At 70.4% G+C, this 17,302-nt stretch carries 19 protein-coding genes; 10 read left to right on the top strand and 9 right to left on the bottom strand.

All coding sequences use genetic code 11. The features are described from left to right. Positions 1-52 precede the first annotated feature (52 nt). Genes JOM49_RS16715 through ligD form a run of 4 tightly spaced genes read left to right on the top strand, consistent with a single transcriptional unit; the run spans position 53 to position 2,990 of the window. On the top strand, positions 53-430 hold the full coding sequence (locus JOM49_RS16715) for a hypothetical protein (RefSeq protein ID WP_209665199.1): 378 nt from the start codon (positions 53-55) through the stop codon (positions 428-430). 8 nt (positions 431-438) lie between these two features. Next, positions 439-1,500: a hypothetical protein gene (locus tag JOM49_RS16710; RefSeq protein ID WP_209665198.1), complete on the top strand. Its 1,062-nt coding sequence runs from the start codon at positions 439-441 to the stop codon at positions 1,498-1,500. 19 nt (positions 1,501-1,519) lie between these two features. Next, entirely contained in the window at positions 1,520-2,029 is a 510-nt protein-coding gene (locus tag JOM49_RS16705) for a YbaB/EbfC family nucleoid-associated protein (protein ID WP_209665197.1), read from the top strand. Positions 2,030-2,060: 31 nt separating this feature from the next. Beyond that, entirely contained in the window at positions 2,061-2,990 is a 930-nt protein-coding gene (gene ligD / locus JOM49_RS16700) for a non-homologous end-joining DNA ligase (RefSeq protein ID WP_209665196.1), read from the top strand. 1 nt (position 2,991) lies between these two features. Here the strand turns inward: ligD and JOM49_RS16695 are convergent, their stop codons facing one another. Beyond that, a complete protein-coding gene (locus JOM49_RS16695; protein WP_209665195.1) occupies positions 2,992-3,645 on the bottom strand; it encodes a DUF899 domain-containing protein in 654 nt (217 codons plus the stop codon). Between the two features lie 84 nt (positions 3,646-3,729). Between JOM49_RS16695 and JOM49_RS16690 the strand changes: the two genes are divergently transcribed. Continuing rightward, positions 3,730-4,182, top strand: coding sequence for a winged helix-turn-helix transcriptional regulator (locus tag JOM49_RS16690; RefSeq protein ID WP_209665194.1), 453 nt, complete (start codon positions 3,730-3,732; stop codon positions 4,180-4,182). Between the two features lie 77 nt (positions 4,183-4,259). On the opposite strand, the gene JOM49_RS16685 is transcribed toward JOM49_RS16690, so the two are convergent. The 3 genes from JOM49_RS16685 to JOM49_RS16675 all read right to left on the bottom strand — a co-directional run bounded on the left by JOM49_RS16685 (position 4,260) and on the right by JOM49_RS16675 (position 6,330). After that, positions 4,260-4,682: a hypothetical protein gene (locus JOM49_RS16685; protein WP_209665193.1), complete on the bottom strand. Its 423-nt coding sequence runs from the start codon at positions 4,680-4,682 to the stop codon at positions 4,260-4,262. Between the two features lie 10 nt (positions 4,683-4,692). After that, complete coding sequence (locus JOM49_RS16680; RefSeq protein WP_209665192.1) at positions 4,693-5,067, bottom strand: PASTA domain-containing protein; 375 nt, start codon at positions 5,065-5,067, stop codon at positions 4,693-4,695. Positions 5,068-5,148: 81 nt separating this feature from the next. Beyond that, complete coding sequence (locus JOM49_RS16675) at positions 5,149-6,330, bottom strand: glycoside hydrolase family 64 protein (protein ID WP_245369352.1); 1,182 nt, start codon at positions 6,328-6,330, stop codon at positions 5,149-5,151. Positions 6,331-6,535: 205 nt separating this feature from the next. Between JOM49_RS16675 and JOM49_RS16670 the strand changes: the two genes are divergently transcribed. After that, complete coding sequence (locus JOM49_RS16670) at positions 6,536-7,615, top strand: NAD(P)H-dependent amine dehydrogenase family protein (RefSeq protein ID WP_209665190.1); 1,080 nt, start codon at positions 6,536-6,538, stop codon at positions 7,613-7,615. Continuing rightward, positions 7,612-8,091, top strand: a complete 480-nt coding sequence (locus JOM49_RS16665) for a carboxymuconolactone decarboxylase family protein (protein WP_209665189.1) — start codon at positions 7,612-7,614, stop codon at positions 8,089-8,091. Before JOM49_RS16670 ends, JOM49_RS16665 begins: the two co-directional genes overlap by 4 nt. Here the strand turns inward: JOM49_RS16665 and JOM49_RS16660 are convergent. The 3 genes from JOM49_RS16660 to JOM49_RS16650 all read right to left on the bottom strand — a co-directional run bounded on the left by JOM49_RS16660 (position 8,088) and on the right by JOM49_RS16650 (position 11,944). Beyond that, entirely contained in the window at positions 8,088-9,566 is a 1,479-nt protein-coding gene (locus JOM49_RS16660) for a GMC oxidoreductase (protein WP_460444248.1), read from the bottom strand. The genes JOM49_RS16665 and JOM49_RS16660 overlap by 4 nt on opposite strands. 313 nt (positions 9,567-9,879) lie before the next feature. Then, positions 9,880-11,064 carry an MFS transporter gene (locus JOM49_RS16655; RefSeq protein WP_209665188.1) on the bottom strand — a complete coding sequence of 395 codons (1,185 nt, stop codon included), beginning with the start codon at positions 11,062-11,064 and terminating at the stop codon, positions 9,880-9,882. Between the two features lie 34 nt (positions 11,065-11,098). Next, positions 11,099-11,944, bottom strand: coding sequence for a LysR family transcriptional regulator (locus JOM49_RS16650; RefSeq protein WP_209665187.1), 846 nt, complete (start codon positions 11,942-11,944; stop codon positions 11,099-11,101). A gap of 82 nt (positions 11,945-12,026) precedes the next feature. Here JOM49_RS16650 and JOM49_RS16645 point away from each other — a divergent pair, with 82 nt between their 5' ends. Together JOM49_RS16645 and JOM49_RS16640 are read left to right on the top strand one after the other, a co-directional pair. Next, complete coding sequence (locus JOM49_RS16645; RefSeq protein WP_209665186.1) at positions 12,027-12,881, top strand: MBL fold metallo-hydrolase; 855 nt, start codon at positions 12,027-12,029, stop codon at positions 12,879-12,881. 26 nt (positions 12,882-12,907) lie between these two features. Beyond that, a complete protein-coding gene (locus JOM49_RS16640) occupies positions 12,908-13,834 on the top strand; it encodes a LysR family transcriptional regulator (RefSeq protein ID WP_209665185.1) in 927 nt (308 codons plus the stop codon). 6 nt (positions 13,835-13,840) lie between these two features. On the opposite strand, the gene JOM49_RS16635 is transcribed toward JOM49_RS16640, so the two are convergent. Then, positions 13,841-15,313, bottom strand: coding sequence for a flavin-containing monooxygenase (locus JOM49_RS16635; RefSeq protein WP_209665184.1), 1,473 nt, complete (start codon positions 15,311-15,313; stop codon positions 13,841-13,843). A gap of 64 nt (positions 15,314-15,377) precedes the next feature. Between JOM49_RS16635 and JOM49_RS16630 the strand changes: the two genes are divergently transcribed. After that, the gene (locus JOM49_RS16630; RefSeq protein ID WP_209665183.1) at positions 15,378-16,613 is read left to right on the top strand and encodes a PucR family transcriptional regulator; all 1,236 of its coding nucleotides are present in this window, start codon (positions 15,378-15,380) and stop codon (positions 16,611-16,613) included. Positions 16,614-16,669: 56 nt separating this feature from the next. Here JOM49_RS16630 and JOM49_RS16625 read toward each other — a convergent pair whose 3' ends face one another. Next, positions 16,670-17,272, bottom strand: a complete 603-nt coding sequence (locus tag JOM49_RS16625; protein WP_209665182.1) for a GNAT family N-acetyltransferase — start codon at positions 17,270-17,272, stop codon at positions 16,670-16,672. Between the last annotated feature and the right edge of the window lie 30 nt (positions 17,273-17,302).

The raw sequence follows: 17,302 nt of genomic DNA, 5'->3' as shown, positions 1-17,302 counted from the left end.
CGCCGCGCGTTTTTGCCCGTTGACCTGCGCCGACGGTGTTTACATGCTCGCCATGATCGGATTCGAAACGGACCTGGACGACCTCCGCGCGTCCAGCGTTCACCTGGCGAACGCCGCCGACGCGGCCGGTGCCGCCAGGGACAGCGAGCACAAGCAGGACGTGCCGGTGGCGCCGCCACGGGAGGGCTTCTTCGACATCTCCGGGATGATCCCGGTCGACAACGCCTTCGGCGGTTCGCTGGGCATGCAGGCGGTGGCGCGGGCGTATGAGAACCACCGCGCGAAGATCGAGAAGCTGCTCGCCGAACTGCACCAGACCACGCTGGACTCGAGCCACGCGCTGAGAAGGGTCGCGGAGCTCTACGAGCAGGCCGACACCGACACGCGCACCCGGCTGCAGCGCACCGCCGCCGTGCTGGACGAGAGCTGAGGCAGGCCGTGGACGACAACTACTTCAGCGCGCTCGACGCGGAGGGCGTGGGCACCACCGACTGGGGCGACTACGAGAACAACCGCGAGACCCACCTCGAAGGCATCGGCGAAGACCTGCTCGACGGCGCCAACGACGCGCTCGACGCCATCGACGTCCTGCGCTGGACCGAGATGTTCCTGCCGGAGGAGGTGTTCGAGGAGATGCGGAAGACGGTGGCCGGGGTCTACCGCGAGTTCTCCGAAGCCGACATCGACCGCGACTCCGACGCCGGGCTGCAGGCGCTGATCAACGAGCACGACAAGATCTGGAAGGCGCTAATCGACGGCTCGATGTCCGAGCTGGACCAGGCGGAGAAGCGGCTGGAGCACTGGCGCGGCGAGGCGGCCAACGACGTCAAGGCCTACCTCGGCAACCTGGCCCACACCTACGACCGGATCGGCACGAAGATCACCGTGCTGGAAAGCGACGTCGTGGCCGCCCGTGAGGCGATCGCCTCGGCCCGCGGCGACCTGACCAAGCTCGGCGAATCGTTCAAGGCGGTGGCCGAGAAGTACCAGGAGGACCAGTCCAAGAAGAGCGAGTCGGCCACGATGAAGGTGCTCGGCGCGGCCTTCGCCGGCACGGTGGCCGGGCTGCTCACCGTGGCCACCGCGGGGGCGGGTGCGGCCGCGGGCGCGGCGGTGCTCTCCGCCACCGCCAAGGGCGCGATCATCGCGGGCAACGTGGCGGGTTCCGCGATCAGCGCGGCCATCGCCAACGCCTCGGAGATCCGCGGCGACAGCGCCAGCGACCTGTACGAGAGCTTCATCGAGAACACCGACAAGCTCCGCCAGGGCATGATCGACGCGATGGCGGATCTGGCCCAGCAGATCGACATCGAGGCGGAGGACCTGCCGAAGGTGCCGCCGCCGCCGGACGTCAGCCCCGGTGACTCCTTCGACCCGGACGCCTTCGAAACCGAACGGCTGGACAAGGACACCGAGCGCAAGGTGCGGGATTCGGGCGTGGACATCGCGCCGGACGGCTCCGCGGACAGCGCGGCGGGCAGCCCGGCTCCGTTAACCTGAGCCTGGAGGTGGGCTCCCCATGACCGACAAGCCGACGCCGCGGCCGTCGAAGAAGCCACCGGCGAAACCGGCCAAGGCGGACCGGGTGGCCATCGTCAAGGCGCTGCAGGAGCTGTCGGTGGAAGCCGGTTCCCCCGACGGCAACGTCAGCCTTTCGGTGAACACCGACGGGGTGATGACCCGGCTGCGGCTGGCGCCGGGGGCGGCGAAGCTGTCCCCCGCCCAGCTCGCCGACCTGGTGCTGCGCACCTATACCCAGGCCCAGCGCGAGTCCGCCCAGCGCAGCGCCGAGTTGCTCGGCCCGCTGGGCAACGCCGGTTACCTCAGCGACCGGCTGCGCTGGCGGATCGGGTTCCAGCCGCCCTCGGCCGCCGCCTCCCCCGGCGCGGCCGAGGCCAAGGGCGGGAAGGCCGGGTCCGGCGTGCTCCGGGACCGGTCCGGCACGTGGCGCGAGCCCGAGCGCCGCAGCGAGCCCGAATCGGATGACGAGTTCTACGAGAAGGGCGTGCGGTTCGATCCGTCGTGGTGAGCGGACCGGATTTTCGGGTTAACGTCGTCGCATGAGCAAGTCACCCGCGGTGGAACTCGAGGTCGGCCCGCGCACGGTGCGGTTGTCGAACCCGGACCGGGTCTACTTCCCCGCCCGGGGTGAGACCAAGCTCGACCTGGCCAACTACTACCTGTCGGTGGGCGAGGGCATCGTGCGCGCGCTGCGGGAGCGGCCGTGCATGCTGCACCGGTTCCCGTCCGGGGTCGCCGGGGAGAAGGTGCACCAGAAGCGCGTGCCGAACGGCGCGCCGCCGTGGCTGGAGACGGTGCGGGTGCACTTCCCGCGTTACGGCAGGCACGCCGACGAGCTGTGCGTGACCGAACTGGCCAGTGTCATCTGGGCGGTGCAGATGTCCACTGTGGAGTTCCACCCGTGGAACTCCCGCCGGGCGGACACCGAGAGCCCCGACGAGTGGCGCATCGACCTGGATCCCATGCCGGAGTGCGACTTCGCCCGTGTGCGGCGGGTCGCCACCGTGGCGCACGAGGTGCTCGACGACCTCGGCATCACCGGCTGGCCCAAGACCTCGGGCGGCGACGGTCTGCACATCTACGTGCGGATCGAGCCGAACTGGGGGTTCCAGGAGGTCCGGCGGGCCGCACGGGCCTTCGCCGTGGAGGTCGAGCGCCGCGCGCCGGACGACGTGACCACCGAGTGGTGGCGCAAGGACCGCGCCCCGGACAAGGTCTTCGTCGACTTCAACCAGAACACCCGGGACCACACCATCGCCAGCGCCTACTCGGTGCGCGGGGTGCCGGAAGCGGTGGTCTCCACCCCGATCACCTGGTCCGAGGTCGACTCGGTCGAACCGCGTGAATGCACCATCGGCATGGTCTCGCGGCGGTTCGCCGAAATCGGTGACCCGCACGAGAAGATCGATGACACCGCCCACCAGCTGGACACCCTGCTGGAGTGGGCGGACCGCGACGGCCTCGACTGAGTCAGTACTCGTCGCGCAGGCGCAGCCAGGCCATGGCCTGGTCCTGCGGCCAGCCGGCGGGTGAGTCCTCCCAGGTTTCCTGGCGGCCGTACGGGGTCAGGTCCAGGAGGTTGAAGTCCAGGCGCAGGCGGTCGACGCCGCGGCCGCGGGTGAAGTAGGTGCGGAAGTACTCGTCGCCGTCGCGCAGGAGCACGCTCAGGCCGAAGCCGCCGTCCACGCCGAGGTCGTCCTCGAAGGTGCTGCCGTGGCTCGAGTACCAGGGCACGGTCCAGCCCATCCGCCGCCGGACCGGTTCGATCTCGGCCTGCGGGGCGCGGCAGAGCAGGATGAGCCGGGTGTCGCGGGCGTTGAGGTGGGTCTGGTCGGCGAGGTTGTCGGTGAACGACGCGCAGCCGGAACAGACGTGGTCCGAGCCGGGATGGAGCATGAAGTGGTAGACGACCAGCTGCCGCTTGCCGTCGAACAGCCCGGCCAGGCCGGTGTCGGTGCCGTCGGGCGCGGTGAACCGGTAGCCCGGGTCCAGCCGGACCATCGGCAGCCGCCGCCGCTCGGCGGCCAGCGCGTCCAGTGCGTGGGTGTGCGCCTTCTCCTTGACCAGGAGCGCGTCCCTGGCGACCTGCCATTCCTCGGGCGTGACCACCGGTGGGCGGTTCATCGTCTGCTCCTTCCGATCGGGTGCCTCCTCCGGACCCTAACCGAGTCAGTTCCCTGAAGGAACCCTCTCGGCTAGAATGGGGCCATGCAACGCACCCGGTTCGGTGACATGGCGTGCTCGATCGCCAGGACGATGGACGTGATCGGCGAACCGTGGTCGCCGCTGATCCTGCGGAACGTCTACGTGGGCATCACCCGGTTCGAGCAGTTGCAGGAGTCGCTCGGGATCTCGCGCAAGGTGCTCACCGAACGGCTGAAGTGGCTGACCGAGCAGGACGTACTGGCGCGGCAGCAGTACTCCTCGCGGCCGCCGCGCCATGAGTACGTGCTGACCGAGCGGGGCACCGAACTGTGCGACCTGCTACTGGTCATGGTGCGCTGGGGCGACCGCTGGCTCGCGGGCGAGGCCGGGCCGCCGGTGCTGTACCGGCACCACGCGTGCGGACGGATCAGCCACGTGGAACTGCGCTGCTCCGAATGCGGCGACCCGATGCGGGCCACCGACCTGGACGTACTGCCCGGCCCAGGCTCACCTTGAACGATGGTGCGGTGACACAAATGTGGCTTTGGGGGCGGATTCGGCCCCCAAAGCCACATTTGTGTCACGCGAGGTGGTCATCCCGGCGACTTCGCTGATCGGACGCACTTCTGCGCCTCGACGCTCCAGGTGCCGCCGGAATCAAGGCAGTCGGCGAACTCGACCTGGCCGTCGACCCACTCCTTGTGCCCCGCACACACCTCGTAGCGCTTCTCATCGCCATCGCGGCACTGGTAACCGGCGGTCGGCGCGGCCCGCTGCGGCTTCTTGGACGCCTGGCTTTTCGCCGTGGTCTTCGGCGGGGCCTTGGTAGTGGTGGTGGTCGTCGTCGGTGGCGGTGCCGCTGCCGCTGCCGCTTCCGGTGAGGGGCTGGCGGACGGGGGAACCGTCGTCGTGGTTACCACTACGGGCGAGTCGGGAACCGTGGGCGTGGTGGCGGCGGTGCACCCGGCGGCGACCAGGGCGATTCCGGCGGCGCTCGCCAGGAGGAGTCTTCGCATGGTCGCGTCGTCAGTCGGTGTACTTCACGGCGGTGAGGGTGATGACGGTGTCCGGGGTCACCTGGGTGCCGGGCGCTGGTGACTGTCCTGTTTGGACCCAGTTCCGGTCGACGACCAGGGCGCGGCCTTCGCCCTTGCCGTCGACTTCGCGCAGGTTGTAGAGGCCCGCGGCCTGCATGGCGTTCTGCGCGTCCTGGTGGTTCATGCCGGAGACGTCCGGCACGGTGATCAAGGACCCGGCACTGCTATCGGTGGCCGCGGGCGCGGCGCTAGCGGTGGCCGGTGGAGTGGGCGTCGGCGTTTCCGGGGCGGAGGGAGTGCCGCAGGCACCGGCGAGCAGCAGGGCGCCGAGCAGTAGCGGCAGCGGGCGGGCGGAGCCGTTCATGCGAGATCCTCCCGGGAAAGCGGTGGCGGTCACCATGAACTCGTTCCCGCCACCGCCCGCGTTACCGGATCGCCCCGAGGATCAGCTGAACGGGTCCAGCGTGATGCTCGCCTGCTGCGGGTTCCCGTCGTGCACCAGTGACTCGTGCGCACCGACGTCGTCGAAGGCGAAACCGTAGGCCTTCCCGTCGACCATCTGGGCGTGGATCAACCGCGAATAGTGGTTGGTCACCCCGTCCTGGTAGAAGTTCGCCGCGCTCGGGTCCGGCTGGTTCGGGTTGCTCAGCAGCGTGGAGCGGTTGTACCCGGCGCACAGGGTCCGCGAAATGGGCCCGCGCACCAGGTCGTTCGGCGCGTCCAGGTGTTTGTAGCAGCCGAAGATGCTGTCGGAGTCCGGTTTCTGGAACGAGGTGACCACCGCGCCGGAGGAGTTGGTGAAGTTCATCGTGTTCCCCGAAACCCGGCCGAAGTACTTGGTGCCGGGCTGGTTGGCGAACGGCGTGACGGTCAGCGTCGAGGAACTGTACTTCGACCACACCCGGTTCACGTAGTCGTCCATGACGCCCGGGTTGAGCGCGCCCGTGCCCACTCCGTGATGCGGGGAAAGCGCGCGCAGCAGGCTGCCGTCCGGCTTGGTCTGGACCAGATTGCCCCAACCGCCGGATTGCGCTTTCAGCGCGGTGAAGAAACCGTTGTACCCGCCCGCCTTGAGCCTGCCGGTCGATTTCGTCGCGCCGCCCTGCATTTGCACGCCGACCGAGTACGGCGCGGAGAACATGTCCACCTGGGTGCTGTTGATCCAGATTCCCGCGTCGTTCAGCGTGTACTCGGTCCAGTTGAACAGGATATCGCGGTTCGGGTCGCTCGGGTTCTGCACCGCGGGCTGCACCAGTCCCCCGGTGGTCAGCCGGAACACCAGTTTCTGGCCGTAGGAGAAATAGACCCGGCCGGAGAACTTCGGGAGCCGGATGGTGACCGACTGCCCGGCCGCCGGACCGGGGATCGAGGCGTCGGGCGCCGGGGTCGGCGGGTTGCCGCCCGCCGGCCACGCGTGGAAGGTGCCGTTGGCGTCGGCCCAGCCCTGCCGGCCGGTGCTGAGCTCGGTGCCGAGGTTGTAGACGTAGATCGGGCCGGCGCGCCCGGAGTTGTTCGTGAGGGTCAACGGGATGGTGGCGGGCACCGCGACCGCGGGCAGGGCGGGCGTCACCGCCAGCGCGGCGGCCAGCGCCACGCCGAGCGCGAGCAGCTTTCTTTTCACGGACATGCGCATTCTCCTCCTAGAACAGGAATATCCACAGGAGCGAAATAGAATGCACCGGAAGGCGGGTGAATGGCGGGGACCGTGCGCTTCCGGATACAAGGGAGAGCCTTCCCAGGATCACACGAACCCGGTTACCTGTCAACGCCACTCACCGAACGCACCTCCTCGGCCGCTAGGCACGGATCGAATCCCCGGTTAACCTCTGGACATGATTCCCACAGTTGTCTGGGGCACAGGCAACATCGGCCGCGCGGCCATCCGCGCGGTCCACGCCCACCCGTCGCTCGAACTCACCGCCGTGCTCGTGCACGACCCCGGCAAGCTCGGCCGCGACGCGGGCGAACTGGCTGGTCTGGACCACGAACTGGGCGTGGCCGCCACCGGCGACCCGGCCGCCGTGCTGGCCGCCCGCCCGCGTGCGGTGGTGTACGCCGCCTCCGGCGACACCCGGCCCGACGAGGCCCTCAAGGACATCCACGAAGCCATCCGGGCCGGGGCCGTGGTGGTCACGCCCGCCGTGTACGCCCTCTACGACCAGCGCAACGCCCCCGCGGAACTGCGGGAACCGGTGCTCGCCGCGATCGCCGACGGCGGTGGCTCGCTGTTCGTCTCCGGCGTCGATCCCGGCTGGGGCAACGACGTGCTGCCCGCGCTGCTCAGCGGGCTCGGCACCACTGTGGACGCGGTGCGCTGCCAGGAGATCTTCGACTACTCCACCTACGAGCAGCCGGATTCGGTCCGCTACCTGGTGGGCATGGGCCAGCCGATGGACTACCAGCCGCCGATGCTCGCGCCCTCGGTGCCGACCACGGTGTGGGGCGGGCAGGTGCGCCTCATCGCCAGGGCGCTCGGCGCGGACCTGGACGAGATCCGCGAAACGCTGGACCGCCGTCCACTCGAGACCACCGTCGGCACCCGCACCATGGGCGAGTTCGAGGCGGGCACGCAGGGCGCGGTGCGGTTCGAGGTGCAGGGCATCGTCGGCGGGGAGCCGCGGATCGTGATCGAGCACGTCACGCGCATCCACCCCTCGTGCGCCCCGGACTGGCCGCAGCCGCCGAACCCGTCCGGCGCGCACCGCGTGATCATCGAAGGCCGCCCGCGCATCGAGGTCACCGTGGAAGCCAGTGACGAGGGCGAAAACCGGTCGGCGGGCGGCAACGCCACCGCGGTGGGCAGGCTCGTCAACGCCATCGACTGGCTCACCGAGGCCGAACCCGGCTTCTACGACGCACTCGACGTACCGCTGCGCCCGGCCACGGGCCGGCTCGGAAGGAGCGCACGATGATCATCGACATCCCCGAGGGCAAGGACGCGATCGGCTACGTGTGGGGCGAGATGGTGCCCGGCATCGGCGCCGCCGCCTCGAACTTCTCCCTCGCCGTGTACAGCCACACCACGCTCGGCCTGCGCGAGTTCGAGGCCGCGCGGTTGCGCGTGGCGCAGATCAACGGCTGCGTCTTCTGCCTCGACTGGCGCACCGAGCGGGACGGGCAGAAGGTCGAGGAGGAGTTCGCCGACGCGGTGGCCCAGTGGCGCACCACCGACGCCTTCGACGACCGCACGCGGCTGGCCGCCGAATACGCCGAGCGGTACGCACTGGACCACCACGGCCTCGACGAGGAGTTCTTCTCGAGGATGACCGCGCACTACAGCCAGGCCGAGATCGTGGAACTGAGCATGAGCATCGGTTCCTGGCTGGCGTTCGGCAGGCTCAACCACGTGCTGGGCATCGACTCGGTGTGCGTCGTGCCGAAGTTCTAGAGATCCTCGGCGATCACGCGCTCGATGTTGCGCTCGGCGAGCGCGGTGATCGTGACGAACGGGTTGACGCTGGCGTTGCCCGGCACCAGGGAGCCGTCGGCCACGTACAGGCCGGGGTGACCGTGGAGGCGGCCGTGGTTGTCGGTCGCCTTGTTCAGCACCACGCCGCCGAGGGGGTGGTAGGTCAGGTGGTCGCCCCAGATCTTGTAGACGCCGAACAGGTCCGTCCGGTAGATCGTGCCCTCCTTGGCGTTGATCTTGTCGAAGATCGTCTTGGCGGCGTCGATGGACGGCTGCTTCCACGCGGTCTGCCAGTTCAGGTCCACCTTGCCGGTGGCGGGGTTGTAGGTGAACTGCCCGCGGTTCGGGTTCTTGGTGATCGAGAGGTAGAACGAGGCGAAGGTCTCGATGCCCGTGGGCAGCGGCGCGACCTCGGCGAACGCCCCGCCCGCCGCCCAGTTGTCGATGCCGGCGGTGGGCATGGACGACTGCAGCGCGCCGGTCGCGTCCCACAGGTGGTTGGCGCGGCCGCACATGACGTTGCCGTTGTCGCCCCAGCCCTTGCCGATCTCGCCGTTGAGCCCCGGTAGCGCGCCGGTGGCCTTGAGCTTGGTCAGCAGTTTGCTGGTGCCCACGCTGCCCGCGGCGAAGAACACCCGGTCCGCGGTGACGGACTTGGTGGCGGTGGTGACCCCGCTGGTGTTGATCTGCTCGATGACCACGGTGTAGCGGCCGCCGGAGGCCGGGGTCACCGAGGTGACCTTGTGCAGCGGCGAGATGGCCACCCGGCCGGTCGCGCGCGCCTGGGCCAGGTAGGTCTTCTGCAGCGACTTCTTGCCGTGGTTGTTGCCGTAGAGCACCTCACCGCGCAGCGCCGACTTGGGCACCGTGCCCGCCTGCTCCTTCTCCATGTAGTCCCAGTCGTAGACGTTGGGCACGAAGACGAACGGGAAGCCGGAGCGCTCGGCGTGCTTGCGGCCGACGCGGGCGTACTGGTAGCACTCGGCGCTCTCCCACCAGGCCGGGTCCACTTCGGTGACGCCCAGCCCGGCGTTGGCGCGCGGGTAGTACACGTTGTACATCTCGTCGGGGTTGACCGAGGGCAGCACGCCCCCGAAGTTCTCGCGCTTGGGCGTGACCGCCATGCCGCCGTTGACCAGCGAGCCACCGCCGACGCCGCGGCCCTGGTAGACGCTGATGCCGCTGAAGTCCTCGGCGTCGAGGATGCCGGTGTGCAGCGGGATGTCGCGGTCGATCGGGAAGCCGAGGAAGTTGCTCAGCGGCTGCTTGGTCCGGGTCCGCAGCCAGTACGACCGGTGGTCGGGGCTGATCGTGTTGGCGAAGATGTTGCCGTCGGGGCCCGGGGTGTCCCAGGCCATGCCCATCTCCACCATGTGCACGTCCACGCCGGCCTGGGCGAGCCGCAGCGCGGTGACCGAGCCGCCGTAGCCGGTGCCGATCACCAGCGCGGACACCTGCGCCCCGTCCGGGATCGGCGACGGCGGCGGGGCGGCGGCGGCTCGGCCGCCCAGGGCCGCGAGCCCAATGATAGAACCGGTTCCAGCGATGAACGCACGTCGGGATACGTGGGGGGAACCGTTGCCGGGCAGGGAGTTATCGCTCATGTGACGTTCCTCACTCTCGACATATGAGAACAAGTTATACTTCTGTCGATGATCAAGTCACTACGTACGCGACAGTAACTTGTCCTCGGTCGCTTGCCCACGGCCAAGTGGTCCAACCACGAGGATTTCCGCACTTTTGTTCCACAATGGACAGTGCGGTCGGTCAGCGGCGTGCCCGGCGGGTGAGGGCCACGGCGGTCAGGACCAGGGCGACGACGGCACCGAGCGCGCCCGCGACCAGGAAGGTGCCGCCCAGGCCCGCGGCACCGGCGATCGGCTGCGCGAGCAGCGGGGAGGAGAACTGCCCCAGGAACAGCGCCGAGGTGAGCAGGCCGAGCGCCCGCGTGCGCGCTCCCGGGTCCACCGACGCGACGGTCCAGCCGTTCAGCGTCGGGTTGCTCAGGCCCACCCCGATGCCGACGACCAGCATGCCCGCGGTCGCCGTCCACAGGTTCCCGGCCGTGCCGACGAGCAGCAGCCCGACGGCGTAGGTGGCGAACATCGCCACCGCGAGCGCCCGGAAGTCCCAGCGTGCCCGCAGCCTGCCGAAGTTCAGCCCGACCGCGGTCATCACCAGGTTCACCGCCGCGATCAGCGCCCCGGTGACCACCGGACCGGCACCGCCGACCTCGGCGAGCCAGAACGGCGCCTGCGTCGGGATCACGTAGAACGAGGTGATGCTGAGGAAGGTCAGCGCGTACAGCCCGAGCAGCGGCCAGGTCCACGGCGAACCGACCGGCTCGCCGTCCGCGGGCGGCGCGGCCACCGGGGCTTCCGGGACGTGCCGCAGCACCAGGAACAGCACCGGCACCGCCAGCAGGTAGACCGCGAACGGCCCGCGCCAGCTCAGCTCGCCCAGCACGCCGCCGAGCAGCATGGCCACCACCCCGCCGAAGCCCATCGCCGCGCCCTGCAGGCCGAGCACGCGGCCGTGTTCGGCGGGCGGGTGGTGATCGGCCAGCAGGGCGGTGGCCGTGGTCATGATCGCCGCGATGCCGACGCCGAGCAGCGCGCGCCCGGTCAGCAACGCGGGCAGCGAATCGAGCAGCAGGCCGGAGCCGCCGCCGACGGTGTAGAGCACCAGGCCCGCGACCAGCACGCGCACCCGGCCGACGCGCACGCCGACGTACCCGAGCAGCGGGGCGGCCAGCATGATCGCCAGCCCCGGCAGCGTGAGCACGAGGCGCACCAGCACCTCGGCGTGGGGTTCTCCGGCGAAGTGCCGTTCCATGCCGGGCAGCGCCGGGGTGATCGTGGCGCTGGCCATGATCGTCATCGTGCTGACGCCGAGCAACGTCGCCAGCAGCGGGGTCGGGGCGCGCCGCGGGGCGACAGTCGTTCCGGTCATGCCCTCGAAGCTAGGACCTGGAGCGCGCTCGAGGTCAAGGTCCGGTCTCGACCGCGATGCGCACGAACGAGCGGACCAGCGAGTTCGGTTTCGCCGACGGCCACGCGATGACCAGTTCGCACGGGGGCTGGTCGGCGAGCGGGACCGCGACCAGGCCGTCCGGCAGCGGCGAGCCGCCCGGCATCAGCCCGATCGTCGAATTCCAGCGAACCGCCTGGAAGCACTCCTGTGCCGTGCGCACCTTCGGTCCTTCGCGGTCCTTCCCGCCGCTCCAGTACGCCGCCCAGACCGGATCGGTGACGTCGGCGAGCCGGAACCACGGCCGGTCGTCGAGATCGCGCAGCCACAGGGTTTCCCGTGTCGCGAGTGGATCATCGGCGCGGACGAGCACGGACACGGGGTCCGCGCGCAGGGTGTGCGTGCTGATCCCGGTGTCGTCGAAGGGCGCGCGGGTCAGCGCCACGTCGGCGAGTCCACTTCGGAGTCCGCAGGTCGGATCGCTGAAGTCGGCTTCCCGCACGCGCACGGTCACCTTGGGGTGCCGCGCGCGGAAGGCGGCCACGAGCCGGGGTCCCAGCTGCTCGGCGCTGTCGGCGAGCGTGCCGATGACGAGGGTCGATTCGGCGGCCGCGGCCACCCGGTCCCGGACCTGGTCCGCGTGCTCCAGCAGTACTTTCGCCTCGGCCAGCAGCTCGACCCCGGCGGCGGTGGGCGAAACGCCCTGCGCCGTGCGTTCGAACAGGTCCACGCCGAGATCCGCTTCCAGGCCCCGGATCGCGCGGCTCAGCGGCGGCTGGGTCATGTGCAACCGGGCCGCGGCCCGGCCGAAATGGCGTTCCTCGGCCACGGTGACGAAGTACCGCAGCGTCCGCAGGTCCATGACCGGTGACGATACTGCGCCGGTATCGCGGATACTGGACCGGACTTGGACGTGCGGGCTCCGTGCCACGTGGAATGGTGGCATGACAGCAGAGGAAATCGCCGAGGATCTCGTGGTGCTCCCGAACCGGGGCGCCGATCTGGTGCCGAACATCGGTCTCATCGGCGGCCGGGACGCGGTGCTCGTGGTGGACACCGGAATGGGCCCGCGCAACGCGGAAAAGGTGCTCGAATTCGCCGTGGAACACGCGCGGGGACGGCAACTGTATTTGACGACCACGCATTTCCACCCCGAGCACGCGTTCGGCGCGCAGGTGTTCCGCGAGCACGCGACCTATCTGGTCAACCAGGCGCAGGCCGACGACCTCGCGAACCGGGGCGCCGGCTACCTGGAAATGTTCCGCGGGCTCGGCGAATGGATCGCGGAACAGCTCGAAGGCGTCGAAATCCCCACCCCGGACCTGGTCTACCCGGAAAGCCACACGCTCGACCTCGGCGGCCGCACGGTGCGGATGCGGGCCACCGGCCGGGCGCACAGCGCGGGCGACCAGCTCGTCACGGTGCCCGACGCCGGGGTGGTGTTCACCGGCGACCTGGTCGAAACCGGGCAGTTCGCCATCTTCCCGTGGTTCCCGCCGCACGACACCGACGTGTCCGGCACCCGCTGGATCGCGGTACTGGACAAGCTGATCGCGGAAGCACCGCCGGTGGTCGTGCCGGGCCACGGCGACGTCGGCGGGCCCGAGCTGATCACCGAGGTGCGGGACTACCTGGCCTTGGTGCGCGATGAGACCTGGCGGCGATGTGATGCGGCGATGGGTGAACCGGTGATCCTCGAAGAGGTGCGGGCGGCGATGATCGCCCGGCGCCCCGACTGGCGGGGCCGGGAGTGGATCGACAATACCGTGGCCGCCTTCTGCGCCGAGCACGGGCGATAGGGTCGGGCCGAGCGGGAGGAGCAGGGATGGAACTGGACCTCGGCGCGATCCGGGCCTTCCTCGCCGTCGCCGACGACCGGCACTTCGGCGCCGCCGCCGACCGGCTCGGCCTGACCCAGCAGGCGACTTCCAAGCGGATCGCCAAGCTGGAGGCGAGCCTCGGCACCACCCTGTTCCACCGCTCCCCCACCGGCACGGACCTCACCGACGACGGCGCGGCCTTCCTCGCCGACGCGCGGGCGCTGATCGCGCTGGCCGACCAGGCTGTGCGCTCGGTGCGCCGGCCGGACCGGCCGCTGCGGGTCGACGTGCTCGGCACCCGCCTCTCCCCGACCGAGCTGATCCGCGCCTTCCACGAGGCCCACCCCGGCGTGGAGATCGACATCGTCACCTCGCGCGGGCTCCGGACCGGGCAGCCCGCCCTGCTCAGCGGCTCGGTCGACGTGGCGTTCGCCAGGGTGGCCGGGCCGCTCGACCCGGCCATCGCGCACCAGCCCGCCTACCTCGAACCACACCACATGCTGGCCGGGCGCAGGCACCCGCTGGCCGGGCGGCGCCGGGTGCGGATGGCCGAGCTCGCCGAGTGGGTCGCCTGGATGCCCGGCAACGAACCGGGCAGCGAATGGGCGGACTACTACGCCGACCTGCGGCGGGAGTTCGGCCTGACCATCCACACCGCGGGCCCGCACTTCGGGCTGGACCACCTGCTCGACGAGCTCGCCGCCTCCCGCGACCGCTTCACCTTCGGCGGCGAGCGCATGCGCGTGCCGTGGCACGCCGGGATCGTGCAGGTCCCGATCGTCGACCCGACGCCGCTCTACCCGTGGTCGATGCTGTGGCACCGGCGCAACCGCCACCCGGCGCTGCCGCTCCTCGCCGAGCACATCACCGCCGGTCTGCACCGGTTCGACCCGGCGAGCCAGTGGCTGCCACCCGCCGAACCGGTGCGCTGACCCGGCTCAGACGAGCGCGGCCGCCCGGGACAGGTGCAGTTCCGGATCGGTGACGCTGTCCGCACGCAGCAGTTTCACGTCGGCGTGGTAGCTCATCGAGGTCAGCCACGGCATGCGGTCGCCCTGGCGCGGCAACTGGTTCACCGCGCGCTGGACGTACCCGGCGGCGAAGTCCAGCAGCGGCCGGGTGGGCATCGCCGGATCGGCGGGCTCCGGGCGGCAGGTGTCGTAGCCGTGCTCGTCCATGTGCGCGAGCAGGCGGCAGAAGTGCTCGCACAGCAGCCCGACCTTCAGCGTCCACGACGAGTTCGTGTAGCCGATGGCGAAGGCGAAGTTCGGCACGCCGGAGAGCATCATCCCCTTGTACGCCACGGTTTCCGGCAGGTTCACCGGCTCGCCGTCGACGGTGAGCTCGACCCCGCCGAACGCCTGCACGTTCAGCCCGGTCGCGGTGACGATGATGTCGGCCTCGAGTTCCCGGCCGGATTCGAGCAGCACCCCGCGTTCGGTGAAGGTGCTGATCCGGTCGGTCACCACGGACGCCGTGCCGCGGCGGATGGCGCGGAAGAGGTCGCCGTTGGGCACCGCGCACAGCCGCTGGTCCCACGGGTCGTAGGGCGGGTTGAAGTGCTCGTCGACCGGATAGCCCTTGGGCAGCTGCCGAGTGTTGACCCAGCGGATGAGTTTGCGGGCCGCCGCCGGGAACCGCTGGCAGAACTTCCACACGCCGATCTGCTTGGCGATGTTCGCGCGCCGGGCGAAGGCGTAGCCGCGCTCGTCGCCGAGCACCTTCCGCGCGAGGTTCGCCACCCGGTCCTCACGCGGCACCGGCATCACGTAGCTGGGCGTGCGCTGCAGCATCGTCACGTGCTCGGCGGTGCCGGACATCGCGGGCACGAGGGTGACCGCGGTGGCACCGCTGCCGATCACCAGCACGCGCTTGCCGGCGTGGTCGAGGTCCTCCGGCCAGTGCTGCGGGTGCACGATCGGGCCGCCGAACCGCTCGCGGCCTTCGAAGCTCGGGGTGAACCCCTCGTCATAACGGAAGTACCCACCGGCGCAGAACAGCCAGTTCGCGCTCAGCCGCAGGCGTTCGCCGGTGTCGGTGCGTTCGACTTCGGCCACCCAGCGGGCGCTCTCGCTGGACCACGCCGCCGAAACCAGCCGGTGGTGGTAGCGGATGTGGGCGTCCAGTCCGTTCTCCGTCACGGTTTCCCGCAGGTAGGACAGGATGCGCGGGGCGTCGGCGATGGACTGCCGGTCCCGCCACGGCTTGAACTCGTAGCCGAAGGTGTGCAGGTCGGAGTCCGAGCGGATGCCCGGGTAGCGGAACAGGTCCCAGGTACCGCCGGACGCGCCGCGCGCCTCCAGGATGGCGAAGCTCTTCGCCGGGTGCTCGGCCTTGAGGTACCGGCCGGCGCCGATGCCCGAGATCCCGGCCCCGACTACGAGCACGTCCAGGTGCGTCTCCGTGGTCATGGCCCCACCTTGCGACACCAACCGCCCCTTGCGCCAGTGCAACAGGCACCATCATGCTGCCGTGGTGGTGCAAAGTGCTGAGTGGCCCCGGCTGTCCGCCGCCGGGCGGCGGCTCTTCCAGCGTGGGGCCGAGACCGTGCTGAACCTCCGGCCGGACTGGCTGGAGGAACTGCACGTGGCTTCGTTGAGCAGCCAGCGGATGCGGCCGGTCGCCGAGGACCCGGTGCTCGCCGCGGCGACCCGGCGGGCGAACCTGGCGAACCTGCTGCACTGGGCGGCCGCGAACGTCTCCCACCCGGGCAAGCGGGTCCCGGCCAACACCTCGCCGGAACTGCTGGAGTCGGCCCGCGACCTGGTGCGCCGCGGCCTCGACGAGACCGCGCTGGAGGCGTACCGGACCGCGCAGAGCGTGGCCTGGCGGCGGTGGATGGACATCTGCTTCGACCTGACCGACGACCCGGCGCGGCTGCGGGAGCTGCTCGACGTCTCCGCGTTGTCCATCGGCACCTTCATCGACGACACGGTGGCCGCGGTTTCCGAGCAGATGCGGGTCGAACGCGCCGAGCTCACCCGCGGTGCGCACGCCGAACGCCGGGCCGTGGTCACGCTGCTGCTGGAGGGCGCGCCGATCAGCCGGGCCCGCGCCGAGGTCCAGCTGGGCTACGGCCTCACCGGCAGGCACACCGCCGCGATCATCTGGAGCGGCTCGGGCACCGCGTCGGACCAGCTGGAAGCCGCCGCCGAAGCCGTCATGCGCGCGGCCGACGCGGCTCATCGGCTGACCGTCGTGGCCAGCGCCGCCGCGTTGTGGGTCTGGCTGCCGGTCGGCACCGCGCCTCGGCACCGGCAGCTGACCGCGGAACTGGCCGCCTACCCGGATGCGCGGGTGGCCATCGGCAGGCCGGGCGCCGACGTCGACGGCTTCCGCAGCAGCCACCTCGACGCGGCCACCACGCAGCGGATGCTGACGCGGCTCACCTCACCGCAGCAGGTCGCGCGGTACCCGGACGTCCAGCTCGCCGCGCTGCTCACCAGCCAGCCCGCGCAGGCGGACGAATTCCTCGCCGACACCCTCGGTGAACTGCGCACCGCCGACGCCGACACCCGCGAGACCGTGCTGACCTACGTGCGCGAACTGGGCAACACGACGCGCACCGCGGAACGGCTGTACACCCACCGCAACACCGTGCTGCGCCGCCTCGCGCGGGCGGACGAACTGCTCCCCCAGCCGCTGGCGGACAACGCGATCAGCGTGGCGGCGGCACTGGAAGTGCTGCGGTGGCGGGGTACCGAACCCTGAGTCCACAGTGGACTCAGAATTGGGTGGCGATTTGTCGACAAGCTTCCTTCGGGGGCTCAGGCTGACTTGTCGTTGAACCAGTGGCGGCCACGCCGGGTGCGCCAGTGGCGGCCGCGCTGCGGCTCGGGCGGCGGGCGGTACGCGGCGAACTCCGGCGCGGTGATGGCCATCATGACCAGGTACTTGATGCCGCCGCGGTGCAGTTCGGTGTCCCGGATCCGGCGCTCCTCGCGGAACCCGAGCACGCCGTGCAGTGAAAGCGAAGCGAGGTTGCCGCCATAGATGCCGACCTCGCACTTGCGGTAGCCGCGGTCCTGGAACATGTGCGTCAACAGCACGGTGATCGCGTCGGCGGCGTACCCGCAGCGGCGGTAGGACGAGCCGATCCCGATGCCGTAGCTGAACCGGCCGAGTCCCCCGTCGGCCTTGATCGAGCCGACCAGCAGCCTGCTGTACCGGGTCTCGATGGCGAACTGGAGGTTGTCGCCGGAGCGGTGGGCGGCCCAGTGCTGGTAGCCCCCGATGGCGTTGCGCGACGCGGCTTCGCGGTCGAACCCGGTCAGCGTGCGCCGATCAGCGGGGGTGACCGGGCGCAGGCGCACCTTCTGGCCGGTCAGTCCCGGCGCCCCCGTGAACTGACCCACCGGCTGCGTCATCATCGTCGCTGACCTTACTAGGACCGCACGGCC

Origin of the sequence: Amycolatopsis magusensis (assembly GCF_017875555.1) — a bacterium.
GTDB lineage: Bacteria > Actinomycetota > Actinomycetes > Mycobacteriales > Pseudonocardiaceae > Amycolatopsis > Amycolatopsis magusensis.
Note: the sequence above shows the minus strand (reverse complement) of the source record. Positions and strands in the feature narration are given on the sequence as shown.

Bases quoted from the DNA above. Each gene is read 5' to 3' on its own strand.
- JOM49_RS16705 (WP_209665197.1), top strand. From the start codon at position 1,520: ATGACCGACAAGCCGACGCCGCGGCCGTCGAAGAAGCCACCGGCGAAA.
- JOM49_RS16675 (WP_245369352.1), bottom strand. From the start codon at position 6,330: ATGTCCGTGAAAAGAAAGCTGCTCGCGCTCGGCGTGGCGCTGGCCGCC.
- JOM49_RS16680 (WP_209665192.1), bottom strand. From the start codon at position 5,067: ATGAACGGCTCCGCCCGCCCGCTGCCGCTACTGCTCGGCGCCCTGCTG.
- JOM49_RS16655 (WP_209665188.1), bottom strand. From the start codon at position 11,064: ATGACCGGAACGACTGTCGCCCCGCGGCGCGCCCCGACCCCGCTGCTG.
- JOM49_RS16645 (WP_209665186.1), top strand. From the start codon at position 12,027: ATGACAGCAGAGGAAATCGCCGAGGATCTCGTGGTGCTCCCGAACCGG.
- JOM49_RS16690 (WP_209665194.1), top strand. From the start codon at position 3,730: ATGCAACGCACCCGGTTCGGTGACATGGCGTGCTCGATCGCCAGGACG.
- JOM49_RS16650 (WP_209665187.1), bottom strand. From the start codon at position 11,944: ATGGACCTGCGGACGCTGCGGTACTTCGTCACCGTGGCCGAGGAACGC.
- JOM49_RS16640 (WP_209665185.1), top strand. From the start codon at position 12,908: ATGGAACTGGACCTCGGCGCGATCCGGGCCTTCCTCGCCGTCGCCGAC.
- JOM49_RS16695 (WP_209665195.1), bottom strand. From the start codon at position 3,645: ATGAACCGCCCACCGGTGGTCACGCCCGAGGAATGGCAGGTCGCCAGG.
- ligD (WP_209665196.1), top strand. From the start codon at position 2,061: ATGAGCAAGTCACCCGCGGTGGAACTCGAGGTCGGCCCGCGCACGGTG.
- JOM49_RS16685 (WP_209665193.1), bottom strand. From the start codon at position 4,682: ATGCGAAGACTCCTCCTGGCGAGCGCCGCCGGAATCGCCCTGGTCGCC.
- JOM49_RS16665 (WP_209665189.1), top strand. From the start codon at position 7,612: ATGATCATCGACATCCCCGAGGGCAAGGACGCGATCGGCTACGTGTGG.
- JOM49_RS16670 (WP_209665190.1), top strand. From the start codon at position 6,536: ATGATTCCCACAGTTGTCTGGGGCACAGGCAACATCGGCCGCGCGGCC.
- JOM49_RS16625 (WP_209665182.1), bottom strand. From the start codon at position 17,272: ATGATGACGCAGCCGGTGGGTCAGTTCACGGGGGCGCCGGGACTGACC.
- JOM49_RS16715 (WP_209665199.1), top strand. From the start codon at position 53: ATGATCGGATTCGAAACGGACCTGGACGACCTCCGCGCGTCCAGCGTT.
- JOM49_RS16635 (WP_209665184.1), bottom strand. From the start codon at position 15,313: ATGACCACGGAGACGCACCTGGACGTGCTCGTAGTCGGGGCCGGGATC.